The 14020-nt window shown below is 64.4% G+C and carries 12 protein-coding genes and 2 pseudogenes; 7 read left to right on the forward strand and 7 right to left on the reverse strand.

Translation table 11 applies throughout. The features are described 5' to 3' along the window. Nucleotides 1-8: 8 nt before the first annotated feature. Nucleotides 9-545 (reverse strand): annotated as a pseudogene (locus CBI38_RS33645) (AMP-binding enzyme); the annotation flags it as partial. Between the two features lie 307 nt (nt 546-852). Between CBI38_RS33645 and CBI38_RS33650 the strand changes: the two are divergent. From CBI38_RS33650 to CBI38_RS33670, 5 genes and pseudogenes are all read left to right on the forward strand, one after another. Further along, the gene (locus CBI38_RS33650) at nt 853-1938 is read left to right on the forward strand and encodes a phosphotransferase family protein (RefSeq protein ID WP_109335800.1); all 1086 of its coding nucleotides are present in this window, start codon (nt 853-855) and stop codon (nt 1936-1938) included. Between the two features lie 27 nt (nt 1939-1965). After that, nucleotides 1966-3192: an acyl-CoA dehydrogenase family protein gene (locus CBI38_RS33655; protein WP_109335801.1), complete on the forward strand. Its 1227-nt coding sequence runs from the start codon at nt 1966-1968 to the stop codon at nt 3190-3192. A 74-nt stretch (nt 3193-3266) separates the two neighbouring features. Then, nucleotides 3267-4394: a CaiB/BaiF CoA transferase family protein gene (locus CBI38_RS33660; RefSeq protein ID WP_109335802.1), complete on the forward strand. Its 1128-nt coding sequence runs from the start codon at nt 3267-3269 to the stop codon at nt 4392-4394. Nucleotides 4395-4498: 104 nt separating this feature from the next. Next, nucleotides 4499-5485, forward strand: a complete 987-nt coding sequence (locus tag CBI38_RS33665) for an NAD(P)H-dependent flavin oxidoreductase (protein ID WP_109335803.1) — start codon at nt 4499-4501, stop codon at nt 5483-5485. 622 nt (nt 5486-6107) lie between these two features. Further along, nucleotides 6108-6284 (forward strand): annotated as a pseudogene (locus CBI38_RS33670) (recombinase family protein); the annotation flags it as partial. Between the two features lie 63 nt (nt 6285-6347). On the opposite strand, the gene CBI38_RS33675 reads toward CBI38_RS33670, so the two are convergent. Further along, nucleotides 6348-7958, reverse strand: a complete 1611-nt coding sequence (locus CBI38_RS33675; protein ID WP_109335804.1) for an acyl-CoA synthetase — start codon at nt 7956-7958, stop codon at nt 6348-6350. A gap of 133 nt (nt 7959-8091) precedes the next feature. Between CBI38_RS33675 and CBI38_RS33680 the strand changes: the two genes are divergently transcribed. After that, nucleotides 8092-8868, forward strand: a complete 777-nt coding sequence (locus CBI38_RS33680) for a helix-turn-helix transcriptional regulator (RefSeq protein WP_230990314.1) — start codon at nt 8092-8094, stop codon at nt 8866-8868. A gap of 5 nt (nt 8869-8873) precedes the next feature. Here CBI38_RS33680 and CBI38_RS33685 read toward each other — a convergent pair whose 3' ends face one another. The 5 genes from CBI38_RS33685 to CBI38_RS33705 all read right to left on the reverse strand — a co-directional run bounded on the left by CBI38_RS33685 (nt 8874) and on the right by CBI38_RS33705 (nt 12635). Beyond that, a complete protein-coding gene (locus CBI38_RS33685; RefSeq protein ID WP_109335805.1) occupies nt 8874-9218 on the reverse strand; it encodes a hypothetical protein in 345 nt (114 codons plus the stop codon). Then, nucleotides 9219-10439, reverse strand: coding sequence for a 3,4-dihydroxy-2-butanone-4-phosphate synthase (gene ribB / locus CBI38_RS33690; RefSeq protein WP_335743633.1), 1221 nt, complete (start codon nt 10437-10439; stop codon nt 9219-9221). It abuts the gene before it with no gap. After that, nucleotides 10436-10972, reverse strand: coding sequence for a flavin reductase family protein (locus CBI38_RS33695; RefSeq protein WP_109335807.1), 537 nt, complete (start codon nt 10970-10972; stop codon nt 10436-10438). The genes ribB and CBI38_RS33695 overlap by 4 nt, the downstream gene beginning before the upstream one ends. A gap of 73 nt (nt 10973-11045) precedes the next feature. Further along, the gene (locus CBI38_RS33700) at nt 11046-11459 is read right to left on the reverse strand and encodes an SRPBCC family protein (RefSeq protein WP_109335808.1); all 414 of its coding nucleotides are present in this window, start codon (nt 11457-11459) and stop codon (nt 11046-11048) included. Nucleotides 11460-11465: 6 nt separating this feature from the next. Further along, on the reverse strand, nt 11466-12635 hold the full coding sequence (locus CBI38_RS33705; protein WP_109335809.1) for an LLM class flavin-dependent oxidoreductase: 1170 nt from the start codon (nt 12633-12635) through the stop codon (nt 11466-11468). 991 nt (nt 12636-13626) lie between these two features. On the opposite strand from CBI38_RS33705, the gene CBI38_RS40415 reads away from it, so the two are divergent. Then, nucleotides 13627-13827, forward strand: a complete 201-nt coding sequence (locus CBI38_RS40415) for a hypothetical protein (RefSeq protein WP_335743634.1) — start codon at nt 13627-13629, stop codon at nt 13825-13827. The last annotated feature ends 193 nt before the right edge of the window (nt 13828-14020 follow it).

The following is a 14020-nucleotide window of genomic DNA, read 5'->3' on the forward strand; positions in this document are numbered from 1 at the left end:
CGGTTTCGTCAGCGCACCGATGTGTTGGCGAAGCGTTCCTTCAGCGTGCGTTTGACGAGCTTTCCGGTCGGTGTCCGGGGGAGGTCGTGGGCGAATTCGATCCGGCGGGGCAACTTGTACTTGGTGATGCGTTCGCGGAGGTAGTCGAGTAACTCGGTGGCGAGGGCGTCGTGGCCGTCGACCTCGGTTCCCGGGTCGATGACTGCGGTGACGATTTCTCCCATCTCGTTGTCGGGCAGGCCTATTACGCAGGCGTCGAGAACTTTGGGGTGCTCGACGAGTGCGTTCTCGATCTCCTGGGGGTAGATGTTGACGCCGCCGGAGATGATCATGAACGAGTCACGGTCGGTAAGGAAGAGGTAGCCGTCCTCGTCGAGGTAGCCGACGTCACCGGTGGTGGTCCAGGTGGGGTGGACCGGATGTTGTGCGCCGCGGTTCTCCGGTGCGTTGTGGTACTCGAACGGCAGGGTGTCGCGTTCGAAGTAGATCGTCCCGGTCTGCCCTGCCGGTAATTCCTGGCCCCGATCCCCACAGATGCGGACGATGCGGGAGGTGGCCATGACGCCTCTTTCACGGTAGATCCCAGATGTCGCCTAGCGATCGTTCGGGTGCTGCCGGAGAACCTATGCGACACGGCCCACCGTCGTCAACACCTTCCAGGCGGATGTCGAGAATCGGCACGGATACCACCCCGATATCGGGCGATCACCAGGCCAAGGGATGGAATCGTTCGCCGGGATCGGTCGGCCGCGTCGATCATTCGGCGTTGACTTTAGTGATCGTTAAGGCAACACTGGAAACGGTAGACGATCGATCGTTCGGCGATAAGGATTAACGAAGGGGCCCACGCGAATGACGACGTCCTCCGCCGACGCGACCGCACGTGACGATCGGGAGATGGCCGCGGGTCTCGATGTGGCGGCGCTGACGACCTATCTCGCCGACGCGCTCGACGAAGGACTGGGTGGGCAGCTGACGGCGTCGTTGATCAGCGGTGGTCGGTCCAATCCGACATACCGGGTGACCGACGGGAGCCGAACATGGGTGTTGCGGCGTCCGCCCTACGGGCACGTGTTGCCCAGTGCCCACGACATGAAACGCGAGTTCACCGTGATCCGGGCCCTGTCGGGTACCGGCGTGCCGGTGCCGCAGGCGGTGCTGCTGTGTGAGGACACCGAGGTGCTCGGCGCGTCGTTCTACCTGATGGAACTGGTCGACGGCACACCGATCGGCACCGTCGAACAGGCCTCCACTCTCGCACCGGCCGAGCGGCGGCGACTCGGATTCGCGCTGGCCGACACCCTCGCGGACTTGCACGAGGTGGACCCGGACGCCGTCGGACTCGGTTCCTTCGGCCGGCCCGACGGCTATCTCGAACGCCAACTCGATCGCTGGGCGCGTCAGTGGGAGGCCTCGCGCACCGCAGACCGCCCGGAAGTGGCGGTGCTGCTGGACAAGCTGCGCCGCGCGCTGCCGGAGACCCGATTCCCGGGCATCGTGCACGGCGACGTCAAACTCGACAACGTCCTCGCCGCGCCCGCCGATCCCGGACGGATCGTGGCGGTGCTGGATTGGGAGATGGCCACCCTCGGTGACAGTCTCGCGGACGTCGGGATCATGCTCAGCTTCTGGGACCAGCCCGGCTCGGTGGACAACCCGATCACCAAAGGTCTGGCTCGCCTCGACGGGTTCCCCACCCGCGCGGAACTCCTCGACCGGTACGCCACCCGGCGGGGGATCGAACTCCCGGACGTCGACTGGTACACCGTGTTCGCCGACTTCAAGATCGCCATCATCCTCGAGGGCATCGGCGCCCGGCACGCGCAGGGCGACACCGTGGGGGAGGGCTTCGACCACATCGCCGACATGGTCGGGCCGTTGCTGCAGCGTGCCCTCGACCTGGCCGCGACCTCGACAGTGACCGAACTGCGTCGCTGACCGCATCGACAAGAGAGAAACCGAGAGATGGATTTCGAATACAGCCCGAAAGTGCAAGACCTGCAGGCGAAGCTGACCACGTTCATGCAGGAGCGGGTACTGCCGGCCGAGGCAATCGCCGAGCAGCAACTCGCCGACAAGCCCGACCACTGGGGTGCACCGCCGATCGTGGCCGATTTGAAGGCGGCCGCGAAACGCGAAGGCCTGTGGAACCTCTTCCTGCCCGCGCGAGAGGGTGCGGGCCTGACGAACCTCGAGTACGCACCACTGGCCGAGCTCACCGGGTGGAGCCCGCTGATCGCGCCCGAGGTGTTCAACTGCAACCCGCCGGACACCGGCAACATGGAACTGCTGCACCTCTACGGCACTGACGAGCAGAAGCAGCAGTGGCTCGAACCGCTTCTCGCCGGCGACATCCGGTCGTGCTTCTCGATGACCGAACCAGAGGTCGCGAGTTCGGACGCGAACAACGTCCGGCTCGAGATCGCCGAGGACGGTGACCACTGGGTGCTGACCGGCCGCAAGTGGTGGTCGACTGCGGCGCTCCGGCACGACTGCCGGGTCGCGATGGTCATGGGCGTCACCGACCCGGATGCCCCCGTCGGACAGCGGCACAGCATCGTCCTCGTGCCGATGGACACACCGGGGGTGACCATCTCCCGGTCCACCACCGTTCTCGGCTTCACCGACCGCCACGAGGGCGGGCACGGCGAGGTCGTCTTCGATCAGGTCCGCGTGCCCAAGGCCAACCTTCTCGGCCCGCGCGGCAAGGGCTTCGCCGTCGCGCAGGCCCGCCTCGGTCCCGGTCGTATCCATCACTGCATGCGGTTGATCGGCATGGCCGAGCGGGCGATCGCGTTGATGACCGAACGCGCCCGCACCCGAGTGGCTTTCGGCAAGCCCCTCGCCGACGAGGGCGTCGTGCAGGCGACCGTCGCCGATGCCCGCATCCACGTCGACGCCGCCCGGTTACTGGTGCTCCGGGCCGCCTGGCGGATGGACGCCGAGGGCACCAAGGCGGCCCGCCACGACATCGCCGCCGCCAAGGTGATGGTCCCGCTCACGGTCAAGCGGATCGTCGACGACGCGATGCAGATCTTCGGTGGCGCCGGGCTGTCGCAGGACACCATCCTGCCGGTGCTGTACGCACAGGCGCGGTTCTTGCAGATAGCCGACGGCCCCGACCAGGTGCACCGCCGCTCCCTGGCCCGCGCAGAATTCGCCGCCACCCCGGTATTGAACGAAGTCCGTTAATCACCGCGTGATCGCCACGCCCCGGGGCGCTCGCCATGCTGGACGCCCACACGTCATGGAAGGTAGCAATCACCGTGCCCGGTCCACTCCACGGTCTCGAGGTCCTCGAACTCGCCGGCATCGGCCCCGGGCCGCACGCGGCAATGGTCCTCGGCGACCTCGGAGCCGATGTCGTGCGAGTCGAACGCCCCCAGGGCGGGCTCGATGTGACCAATGGGAAACCCGATCACATGCTGCGAAACCGGCGCTCGGTCAGCGCGGACCTCAAGACCGACGAGGGTCGGGATCGCGTTCTCGCGCTCGCGTCGGTCGCCGATGTGCTGATCGAAGGCTTCCGGCCCGGAACGACGGAACGACTCGGCCTCGGGCCGCAGGACTGTGCCGAGGTCAACCCTGGCCTGATCTACGCCCGCATGACCGGCTGGGGGCAGGACGGTCCGCTCAGTACCCGGGCCGGACACGACATCAACTACATCTCTTTGACCGGAGCTCTGCATGCGATCGGTGACCCTGAGGGCAAGCCGACACCACCGTTGAATCTGGTAGGCGACTTCGGGGGAGGGTCGATGTTCCTCCTCGTCGGCATCCTCTCCGCCCTGTTCGAACGGCAACGATCTGGTTCGGGGCAGGTTGTCGACGCCGCGATGGTCGACGGAACCAGCGTGCTCATGCAGATGATGTGGTCCATGCGCGGTGCGGGGGCGTGGACCGACGAAAGGGGAGCCAACCTCCTCGACGGTGGTGCCCCCTTCTACGACACCTATCCCTGCGCGGACGGCAAGTGGATCGCCGTCGGTGCGATCGAGCCCCAGTTCTATGCCCAGCTGCTCGATGGCCTCGGCCTCGACCCCGCCGAGCTACCCGACCAGAACGACCGCGAGCAGTGGCCGACCCTGCGGCAATGCCTGGCCGACGTCATCGCCACCCACGATCGGGATCACTGGGCGGCGGTGTTCTCAGGAACCGATGCTTGTGTCACACCGGTGCTCGCGCTCGACGAGGTGGGCGCCGATTCCCTCCTGGCACACCGAGGCAGCGTCATCGAGATAGACGGTGTGCGGCAGGCGGCGCCGGCGCCGCGTTTCTCCCGAACACCGTCCGCATCACCGAGGAGCCCGCGACCGGTCGGGGCCGACACCGACGCTGTACTCGTTGATTGGCTGAGGGTCTCTGCCCGGCGAGGTTCCGCAGACGCCTTGTAGATCTGCCACAGTGCCGCTGTGCCCAGCGATACCGGATCTTCAGATGCCCACCAGGGCAATTAATGATCACGCAGCATTGCTGCACTCCCGCAAAGGATTTCGTGATGAGTCTTCCTCCCGTCCTGCAAGACCGGTTGCGCCTGCCCGTCGTCGCCTCACCGATGTTCATCGTGTCCGGTCCCGACCTGGTGATCGCCCAGTGCACCTCGGGCGTGGTCGGCTCTTTCCCGTCCCTCAACGCCCGGCCACAGCCGGTACTGCGGGAATGGCTCACCCGCATCACCGAGGAGCTCGCCAAGCACGACGCCAACAACCCGGAGTCACCGTCCGCACCCTTCGCGGTGAACCTGATCGTCCACAAGAGCAACGACCGGCTCGACGAGGACCTCGCCACCGTCGTCGAGTTCGAGGTCCCGATCGTCATCACCTCCCTCGGCGCCCGCACCGACGTCAACGACGCCGTCCATTCCTACGGCGGCATCGTTCTGCACGACGTCATCAACAACAGGTTCGCGAAGAAGGCCGTCGAGAAGGGTGCCGACGGCCTGATCGCCGTCGCCGGGGGTGCGGGCGGACACGCAGGCACCCAGTCACCGTTCGCGTTGCTGCAGGAAATCCGCGAATGGTTCGACGGCCCCGTGTTGCTGTCCGGCTCGATTGCCCACGGACGTTCGGTACTCGCCGCGCAGGCCGCCGGTGCCGACCTCGCCTACATCGGATCCGCCTTCATCGCCACCGAAGAGGCCAACGCCGACGCCGCCTACAAGCAGATGATCGTCGACTCCACGGCTTCGGACATCGTCTACTCCAACCTCTTCACCGGCGTGCACGGCAACTACCTCCGCGGCAGCATCGAGGCCGCCGGACTCGACCCGCACAACCTCGCCGAGTCGGACCCATCCGCCATGGACTTCGGTGTGGGCGAGACCGCGGACACCGTCGCGAAGTCGGAGGCCAAACCCTGGCGCGACATCTGGGGCGCAGGGCAGGGCATCGGTGCCGTCGACGCGGTGGTCCCGGTTGCCGAGATCGTCGAGCGACTGTCCCGCGAGTACGCCGAAGCACGGGCAGTCCTGCTGCAGCAGGAGTAAAACCTGGCGTGGTTCCGCCACCTGTCCGGCTACCTGGTTGTTCCCACTAAACGAGAAGGCGCAAGCAGGCCGGCGGAGCCGCCTACCGTGAGGCGATATCATGCCCGATGATTTCCTGCATGATCTCGGTTGTTCCGCCGTACATCATCTAAATACTGCTGTCCACGAGCGACCACGCTGCGGGCTCTCGAGCGTTACGCGCGGCCGGTGGGGTACTTGAAGTACCCCTAGCCGTCGTGCAACTGGACACGGCGGTCGACCACTCGGTTATGCGGTTCACTGGCCTACCACTTACCCTTCGACGCGGCGACGGCAGTGAGTTCGCTTACTCAACGCGAGTCAGCACCGGCCGATGTGCGAGTCGGTCACCTCGATCTCGGTTCGGCATCGCCGCCAACGCGAACCAACCGGGTGCTCTGCAGATCGCCGATCGGCTTACCGAACACTTTGCGCTCGAACACGTAGTCCCTTGCCCGCTGGTACGCGACCTTCACCGCAGCAGTCGAAGACTGTGCACCCCACTCCTGACCGACATCGTCAGAAGTCGTCGCACACGATCACCGCGCACCGGCTCGCGGTGCAGTCGTCTTCTGACGCTGGCATGGGCTAGGCGAGGAACTCGACCGCCGAGCAGACCGCTGATTCGCAGAGAGCGTTCTCAGCCCGCCGGCTGTTCGCGCGTGTGGACAGATACCCGAGTGGCGCGACACCATCACGCCCTCAGCTCAAAGATCTCCTCTCACACCTGAGGGAAGGCGACACCGTGGTCGTGTGGCGGCTGGCAAATTTAGTGAGTTGAGGTCGGGCCCGCGTGCGGTGCTCAAGAAGTTCAATCGTAGGGTCCGTGGGGAATGGTTTCTGGCTAGCGCGTGTGTTCGCGAGAGTATCCTGCGTTGGATACTTGGGCTAATGCGCTGTGGGCCTGCCGTAGTTCGCGCTTGAGTATCTTCCCGCTAGGGTTCTTTGGGAGAGCGTCAGCGGTGAGGATGAACTTAGGTATCTTGTAACCGGCCAAACGTTTTCGACAGTGTGCGAGTATCGCTTCCTCGTCGAGTGCTAAGCCTGCAGTGGGCACGATGACTGCTGCGATGGCTTCGATCCAGCGGGGGTGGGGTACCGCGAAGACGGCGGCCTCCTGAACGCCCGGTATTTCGAACAGGACTTCTTCGACTTCGCGGCTGGCGACGTTTTCTCCACCGGTCTTGATCATGTCCTTGTGGCGGTCCACCACCCATAGATAGCCGTCGGCGTCGAGATAGCCGAGGTCGCCGCTGTGGAACCAGCCCCCGTGGAACGCTTCTGTGGTCTTCTCCGGCAGGTTCAGATACCCGATGGTGGCCTGCGGGCTGCGGTGGACGATCTCGCCGACGGTGCCGGGTGCCACGGGTTCGTTGTTCTCGTCCACGATCCGGGTCTGCACGTTGAGTGCGGGGCGTCCTGCCGAACCGCCCCGTGTCGTCTGGTCTTCGGGCCCGAGAGCTGTTGCCAACGAGGCCATCTCGGTTTGACCGTAGAAGTTCCACAACCGCAGCCCTGGCAGCAGGGTTGTTATTTCCCTCAGCACCTCGGCGGGCAATGCGGAGGCGCCGTAGTAGCCCTTGCGCAGCGAGGCCATGGCGTTGGGGGTGAAATCGGGCGATCGGAGCAGCGAGATCCACACCGTCGGTGGGCAGAAGAGTTTGGTTGCCCGCTCGGCGGCGATGGTGCGCAATAGGATTGCCGGATCGGGTCGGTCGACGATGATGCTCGTCGCGCCGAGGAAGATGTCGGTGCTGAGAAAGTTGTCGAGTTGGGCACAGTGGTAGAGCGGCAGGGAGTGCACTTCGATGTCGTCGGCGGTCATGCCGCCGGTGATGATGCAGCTCATGTACTGCCACATCAGGGATCGGCTGGTGTGCATGGCGCCTTTGGGGCGTGACTCTGTTCCGGAGGTGTACATGATTCGGATCAGATCGTCGTCGGCGACGACGATCTCGGGTGCGGGGTCGCTCTGCGCTTCCGACCACTCGGTGATGGACGTCCAGTCTGACCCGTCGGACAGCGGGATCGATAGGTGCAGGCGGACAGTGACGTCTGCTGCCGCCTCGGCGAGTGCGGCCGTTGGAACCAGGGCGTCTTCGACTACCAGTGCGTCGGCTTGGCAATCGGAAAGGATGTAGGCGACCTCGGGAGCCGTCAGCATGAAGTTGATGGGCACCACGACAACGCCGATCCGTGCGGCGGCGAACACCACCACGGGGTACTGCCAGCAGTTGTGGGAGAGCAGGGCGAGCCGGTCGCCCTTGCGTAGGCCGTCGCGGTACATGGCGGCGGCGAAACGGTCGATGGCGTGGTCGAGTTCGGCGAAGGTTAGACGTACGTCGCGGTGGACCACGGCGAGCTTGTCTGGGTACCGTGCGGCGGAGCGGCGCGGAATGTCACCGATCGCCTGACTCCGGACTGTGCCCATCGGATCCGTGGCTGGGTCGGTCATGGTCGGACACCTTTCACGTGGGGACTTGATCAACGAAAGTAGTGAGTACTGGAAGGTAGCTGGGAGTACTATCAGTGGGTATGTGCGGTAAACAGTGCGAATCGGCGCCCGCCCGGCTGTGGGTGGTGTGCGAGTGACTCCCGGTCGGACCTGGCACGAAGCGCTGTCGAAGAAACAGATGATGGGCATCCTCTCCGTGCTCGAGATCTGCGAGGATGCGGGCGGCGGGCCCGAGTTCAAGAAGGCCCTGGTCGAGGCCATCTCCACGTACTTCGACGTCCGTGACGTCACGTTCTTCCACGGCCCCACATTTCCCGAGATCTTCAATGATCCGTCCCCGCTGCTGACCGGCGCCGCGGAGCCGCTGCTCATGGTCTACCACGAGAAGTGGCAGGACAAAGACGTCTTCGCGATGCCGCAGGCGCGCCGCGTCCTCACCACTGCAGGCTTCACCACTCTCGATGAACTGTCCCGGCTGCCGGTGCCGCAACGCTCGTATGTCGTCGATTATCTGAACCCGAACGACATGACGACCGCGTCTGCGATACACCTGCCGCTCGCCGACGGGGAGGCCCTGATTGGGATGTTCGGTCAGGTCCGGACGTGGGGTGAGTCGGACATGCTGGCCGTGCGTATGCTCGCCCGCCAGCTGCGAGCCCGCACTGCGACGATCGCCGCCGCGGCTGAATCTGCAACCGTCGACCCCCTCGAACACCTCACGCCGCGCCAACTCGAGGTTGCCGAACTCGTCAGCGACGGCCTGAGTAACTTCGAGATCGCGCAGGAGCTCTCGCTGTCGGAACTGTCGATCAAGAAGTACATCAGTCGGATCTTCGACATCACGGGTCATCGCAACCGCTCCGAACTCGCGACTGCGGTGCTGCGTCGCGTTCGCAGGCCGCAGGCTTAGCTCGATCACGCAGGCGACACCGGTGTGTAGGCAATCACCGTCAGCCCGCTCGGTGAGGTCAAGGTCAGACGGATCTCGTGGCCACCCTTGGCGGGTTGTCCGACGCTCCAACCGAGTATCCCCGCCCGCGCGGCCACCGCGTCAAGGTCGGAGGTGCGTGCCAGCAAGGCCCATGGCGGGCCGCTCGACTCGTCGGACAGACTGAGTTCCTTCCACGCCGACCAGCTGCTGCCGTCGGAGAACATGGGGTCACCCAGGACGGCGGACAGCTCCGAGAAGGTATTCGACCAGGCCGCACTCGAGTGCATCATGGTCACGCGGTCGAAGAGGTCGCCAAAGGTCTCAGTCATTCAGATCACTGCTTTCTCTGGGGAGAGATGATGGCCGAGCCGGTCTCGTTTGGTCGCCAAATAGCCGAGGCTATCGGCGGTGGCCGTAATCTCGAGTCCGACGACCTCGGCGACGTCGACACCGTGCTCACGCAGCGCCTCTGACTTGGCCGGATTGTTGGTGAGTAACCGAATCCGTCCGGCGCCGAGGTCATGCAAGATGGACGCGGCGTCACGGAAGTCACGGTTGTCGACGGGCATACCCAGGCGCAGATTCGCGTCGACGGTGTCGAGGCCGTCGAGGTCCTGTAGCCGGTAGGCCGCGATCTTTGCGGCCAGCCCGATGCCGCGTCCTTCGTGTCCGCCGAGATAGATCAGGATCCCCGAATCCGCCGCAGCGATCTCAGACATCGCCGTGCGCAACTGCGCGCCACAGTCACAGCGCCGGGAACCGAGGGTGTCGCCGGTGAGGCATTCGCTGTGTACTCGGACGAGGGGGGTGCCGACACCGATCTCACCCTTGATCAGCGCCAGATGCTCAGCGCCGCCCGAGGACCGGTAAGCAATTGTTTCGAAGTAGCCGTAGTCGGTGGGTAGTCGGCACCGGGCGCCACGCGATATCGCACCGGCGCGACGGTGTGCGACGAGCTGATCGATGGTGATCACGGCCAGACCATGGTGTCTCGCGAACGCACCGACGTCGCCGCGCGACAACATTCCTCGACGATCGGCACTGATGATCTCGCAGATGAGCCCCACCGGCTCGAGCCCGGCTTCGGCACAGAGATCGACGGCGGCCTCTGTGTGTCCTCGGCGTTCGAGTACTCCGCCAGCGCGGGCACGCAGCGGCATGACATGACCGGGACGGGTGAAATCGGTGCGGACGGCGTCCGGCGCTGCCAGCATGCGGATCGTCTGGGCACGATCTCCCGCGCTGATCCCGGTGGTGACGCCGACCACCGCATCGACGCTGACGGTGAACGCGGTGCCGAGAGGATCTGTCGAGTCGGTGACCATCTGCGGTAGGTCGAGTTCAACCGTGCGCGATTGCGGCATGGCGACACAGAGGAATCCGGAGGTGTGGTCGAGGAAGAAGGCGATACTGTCGACCGTCGCGAACTCCGCCGCCATCACCAGATCGGCTTCGTCCTCGCGGGATTCATCGTCAACTACGATCACCGGACGCCCGAGGCGTAGCTGCTCCAGGCACCGGGCCACGGAGGAGTTGGCGTCACCCATCATCCGTGAGCTCGCAAACCGTGGAACACCGAGCGATGAAAGACCAGCGGTTCATTCGGTTGTGGGACAACCAGCGCGTCCACATGGCCGACGACCAGGTCGTGGTCGCCGATGCTCTGCCGCTGATCGAGGGTGCAGTCGATCCAGGCGTGCGCTCCGGCCAGGCGCGGTGAACCGTTGGTGGCGGGTGCCCAGTCGGTACCGGCGAACTTGTCGACACCACTGCGCGCGAACGTGCGAGCGAGCCCGTGTTGGTCTTCGGACAGCACATTGACGCAGAACCCGCCCTCGGCGATGATGTGCGGCAGCGTGGTCGAGTTCTGACCCGCGAAGAATCCAACGAGCGGCGGATTCATCGAGATCGACGTGAACGAACCAACCGTCATCCCGACCGGCGAACCGGTGGCATTGGCCGCCGTCACTATCACCACCCCAGAGCAGAAGTGTGCCAGCGCTTCCCGGAATGCGGTGCCGACACCAGTTGGGTCGGCGACGTTGATCGCGTGGTTGCCGTCGGTGATGCAGTGCGTACTCATGGTTCCTCTCCGGCAGCGGTTGGGAGTTGGTCGGCGCGGAGAAAATGCACCGCGCCGACCTCGACAGTTGTGATCACACAGCTACTACTTTGGACTTCAATTCGTTGAGTGCGTCGGAATAGATTCCGTCAATCGCTGCGGCGAGCCCCGCCTCGACCTCGGCCGACTCGGCGCCGAACTCCGCCGACCAGCGCACCAGGCAAGTGTTGTCGGCGGCCTCGAGCACCCGGATGGTCGACTGATAGTGCTGCAACGGGAGTGGTCCGTCGATGTACTGGTAGGTGTAGGTCCGCTCCGCATCGATGTGCTCGATGATCCGTTCGCGGGCCGGTTCCCCGTCGGTGAAGACGACATGGCGCACGTCGTCCTCCATCCGGGACGAACCGATGGCCGGGATCCACGACGCGATGTCGCCGGCGTTTCCGACCCAACTCCACACGGTGTCGGCCGATGCCGGAAAGTCTAGTTCCACAGTTACATTGAACATGGTCCTCTATGCCCGTCCCAATTCGGCTGCGTATTTCTTGGTCATGTGTTCGACAGCCTTGACGTGCTCGGCGGCCTGGCCCTCGCGAACTGCTTGCGCGCGTGCGGCGGCGTCGAGCATCGGCTGCGCCTGACCCTGGAAGTGTGGCATCACGTCTTGCGCGAACAGCTCGTACGAGCGCCGGGTGGCCTGCGGGTTGGCCCAGTCATGGCCCTGGATCAGCAGGGTGCCGAAGCCGCCGGATTGGTCGACGAGCCGCTGCACCTGTGCGCGTGCCTCTTCTGCAGTGCCGATGACGCCGATGCCGGAGGTGTTGATGAAGTCGATCATCTCTTCGCAGTTGGTGCCGCGGACGTCCATCTGCGGGAAGGCGGCGACGTGCTGGAGATAGTTGAACCAGTACTCGATGCCGTATGCGACGTCCTTGTAGGCCTGCTCTTTGGTCTCGGCGATGTGAAACGGGCCGACCAGGCGCCAGGTGGAGCGATCGACCTCGTCGCTACGGCCGGCCTGGGCCGCGAACTCCTCGAGCATGCCCCAGTGATGCTGCAGCGCACTGAAACCGTCGGCGGTGAGCGTGGCTGCGATCGACAGCAGGCCGATGCCGTACTTGCCCGCCAAGCGGGCGCCGGTGGGGGACGCGATGGCGGCGACGACGACGTCGAACAGTGGGTCGGAGTATGGCGCCATTTGGATTTTGGCGTCGAACAGTTCATGGGTGCGCGTCTTTGCCGACACGGTCTCGCCGCGAAGCAGCCGCATGATGATGTCGGTGTTCTCCGCCAACAACTCCCGGGTGTCGATCTGCGAGAGTCCTAGCATGGCGGCGTCGGTGGGCAGCGAGCCCGGACCGAGACCGAATAATGCGCGACCCTGTGTCAGGTGATCGAGCATCACCATGCGCTCGGCCGCCCACAGCGGATTGTGGTACGACACCGACGTGACGCCGGTGCCCAGCTTGATGCGGCTGGTGCGCTCACCTGCGGCGGCGATCATGATCTCCGGCGAGGCGTAAATCTCGGCACCGGCGGAGTGATGTTCACCGAACCAGGCCTCGTCGTATCCGAGAGTTTCGAGATACTGGACGAATTCGAGGTCACGCTGCAGTAGCAGTGTCGGGTTCTGTCCCGGTGTGTGTATTGGTGCGAGGAAGGTTCCAAACTTCAGTCGATTCATGCGACACCCCTTTGTGTGAGTCAAATAACAACAAGGAGAGACATTATGGGCCCGAGCACCGTGCGGACAGTCCGCGAAAGTAGACATCTGGCGGCAACCGTCACGACAACAGCGGCAGTATTGAGGTCAGCAGACGGTGGCGGCACAGACGATGGCCCCCGCATTGCTGAGTGCCGGTTCGAGATTTTTGGTCGCCCTTGGCAAGTTTGCCGCCTGGGGTACGGGAGGCGATTAACCAAGAATTGCAACAGTTCATCGGCGAGTTCGGGTATCCCTTCGACCTCGGGTACGGGTTGAACGGCTGCGAGTGCCGTTTCACCCATCTCGTCGTCGGGGATCCAGATCATCGCAACATCGAGGACTTTTGGGTAGCCGGCCAGCGCGTTCTCGATCTCCTGGAGAGAGATGTTGACACCGCCGGAGATGATCCTTAACGTGGCGCGGTCGGTGAGGAACAGACAAGACAGCGGTCCGCATCGAGGTAGCCCACCGTCGCCGGTGGGGGCCCAGTTGTCGTGCCCGGGATGCTGCGCCGGCTTTCGTCTTGGCCGGGTCATGGTTAGTCTGCGAAAGTGGACAGTCGTCCCAGTGCGCGTTCTCGATAGCTAAGTGGTTGGATTCGCTTATTCGTCGGGGGTCATGCCGCTTGTACGGTTCGGTCGTGGTGGTCGTGTCGTTCGAGGTGCCGGTGCAGGTCCGCGGGGCTGACCATCACCACGACACACCATCCGAGAAAGAACCACTTGGATCACTCAAGTCACATACACCACACCGGTCACAGCACTTCCGAGGCAATGACACGTCGGCCGCCACGAAAGTCACGCTGATCGGGCACCATCACACCCATGCCGACGCCACTGGAATCAACGAAGAGCTCAGTGCGCTGGAAGCTGCTGGATCGGGCCTGGACCCGGTGGCCGGAACTGGCCACGATCATCACCCGATTCCGCAGCAACTTCGCCTACGTCGACGGCGTGCTGACGACGGGACGGTGATCCCGTTGATGCGACTGCGGTACGGCGGATACGCCAGTGTGTGGGGATTCGCGGTCTACCTCGGCAGCAGCGGCAAGTACCAGGACTCGGCCCTGCCCAACGGAAACGTCGCCAGCAGTCCCGAACACGCACTCGACTGCGCGTGTGGGCTGTACCTGGCCGATCCCACCGCCTGGCAACAACGCCCGACGAATTAACGGGTCAGACCACTAAGCCATGCCAATCACTCTGTAGGGCAACATATCCCACTAGACCCCGCTATTCGCCATCGACGACGCGGCAACCGCCGGGCACCGCCGATACATCGAGGGGTCTGGCGGCTGTAAACCCTGTCGAGATGAAAGCGCTATAGCGCAATACTATCGACGTATCCGCAGGAGGAGAGGCCTG

Origin of the sequence: Rhodococcus oxybenzonivorans (assembly GCF_003130705.1) — a bacterium.
Classification (GTDB): Bacteria; Actinomycetota; Actinomycetes; order Mycobacteriales; family Mycobacteriaceae; genus Rhodococcus_F; species Rhodococcus_F oxybenzonivorans.

Excerpts from the sequence above, each read along its gene's own strand:
- CBI38_RS33650 (WP_109335800.1), top strand. The coding sequence starts at position 853 with ATGACGACGTCCTCCGCCGACGCGACCGCACGTGACGATCGGGAGATG.
- CBI38_RS33655 (WP_109335801.1), top strand. The coding sequence starts at position 1,966 with ATGGATTTCGAATACAGCCCGAAAGTGCAAGACCTGCAGGCGAAGCTG.
- CBI38_RS33665 (WP_109335803.1), top strand. The coding sequence starts at position 4,499 with ATGAGTCTTCCTCCCGTCCTGCAAGACCGGTTGCGCCTGCCCGTCGTC.
- CBI38_RS33675 (WP_109335804.1), bottom strand. The coding sequence starts at position 7,958 with ATGACCGACCCAGCCACGGATCCGATGGGCACAGTCCGGAGTCAGGCG.
- CBI38_RS33685 (WP_109335805.1), bottom strand. The coding sequence starts at position 9,218 with ATGACTGAGACCTTTGGCGACCTCTTCGACCGCGTGACCATGATGCAC.
- ribB (WP_335743633.1), bottom strand. The coding sequence starts at position 10,439 with ATGATGGGTGACGCCAACTCCTCCGTGGCCCGGTGCCTGGAGCAGCTA.
- CBI38_RS33695 (WP_109335807.1), bottom strand. The coding sequence starts at position 10,972 with ATGAGTACGCACTGCATCACCGACGGCAACCACGCGATCAACGTCGCC.
- CBI38_RS33700 (WP_109335808.1), bottom strand. The coding sequence starts at position 11,459 with ATGTTCAATGTAACTGTGGAACTAGACTTTCCGGCATCGGCCGACACC.
- CBI38_RS33705 (WP_109335809.1), bottom strand. The coding sequence starts at position 12,635 with ATGAATCGACTGAAGTTTGGAACCTTCCTCGCACCAATACACACACCG.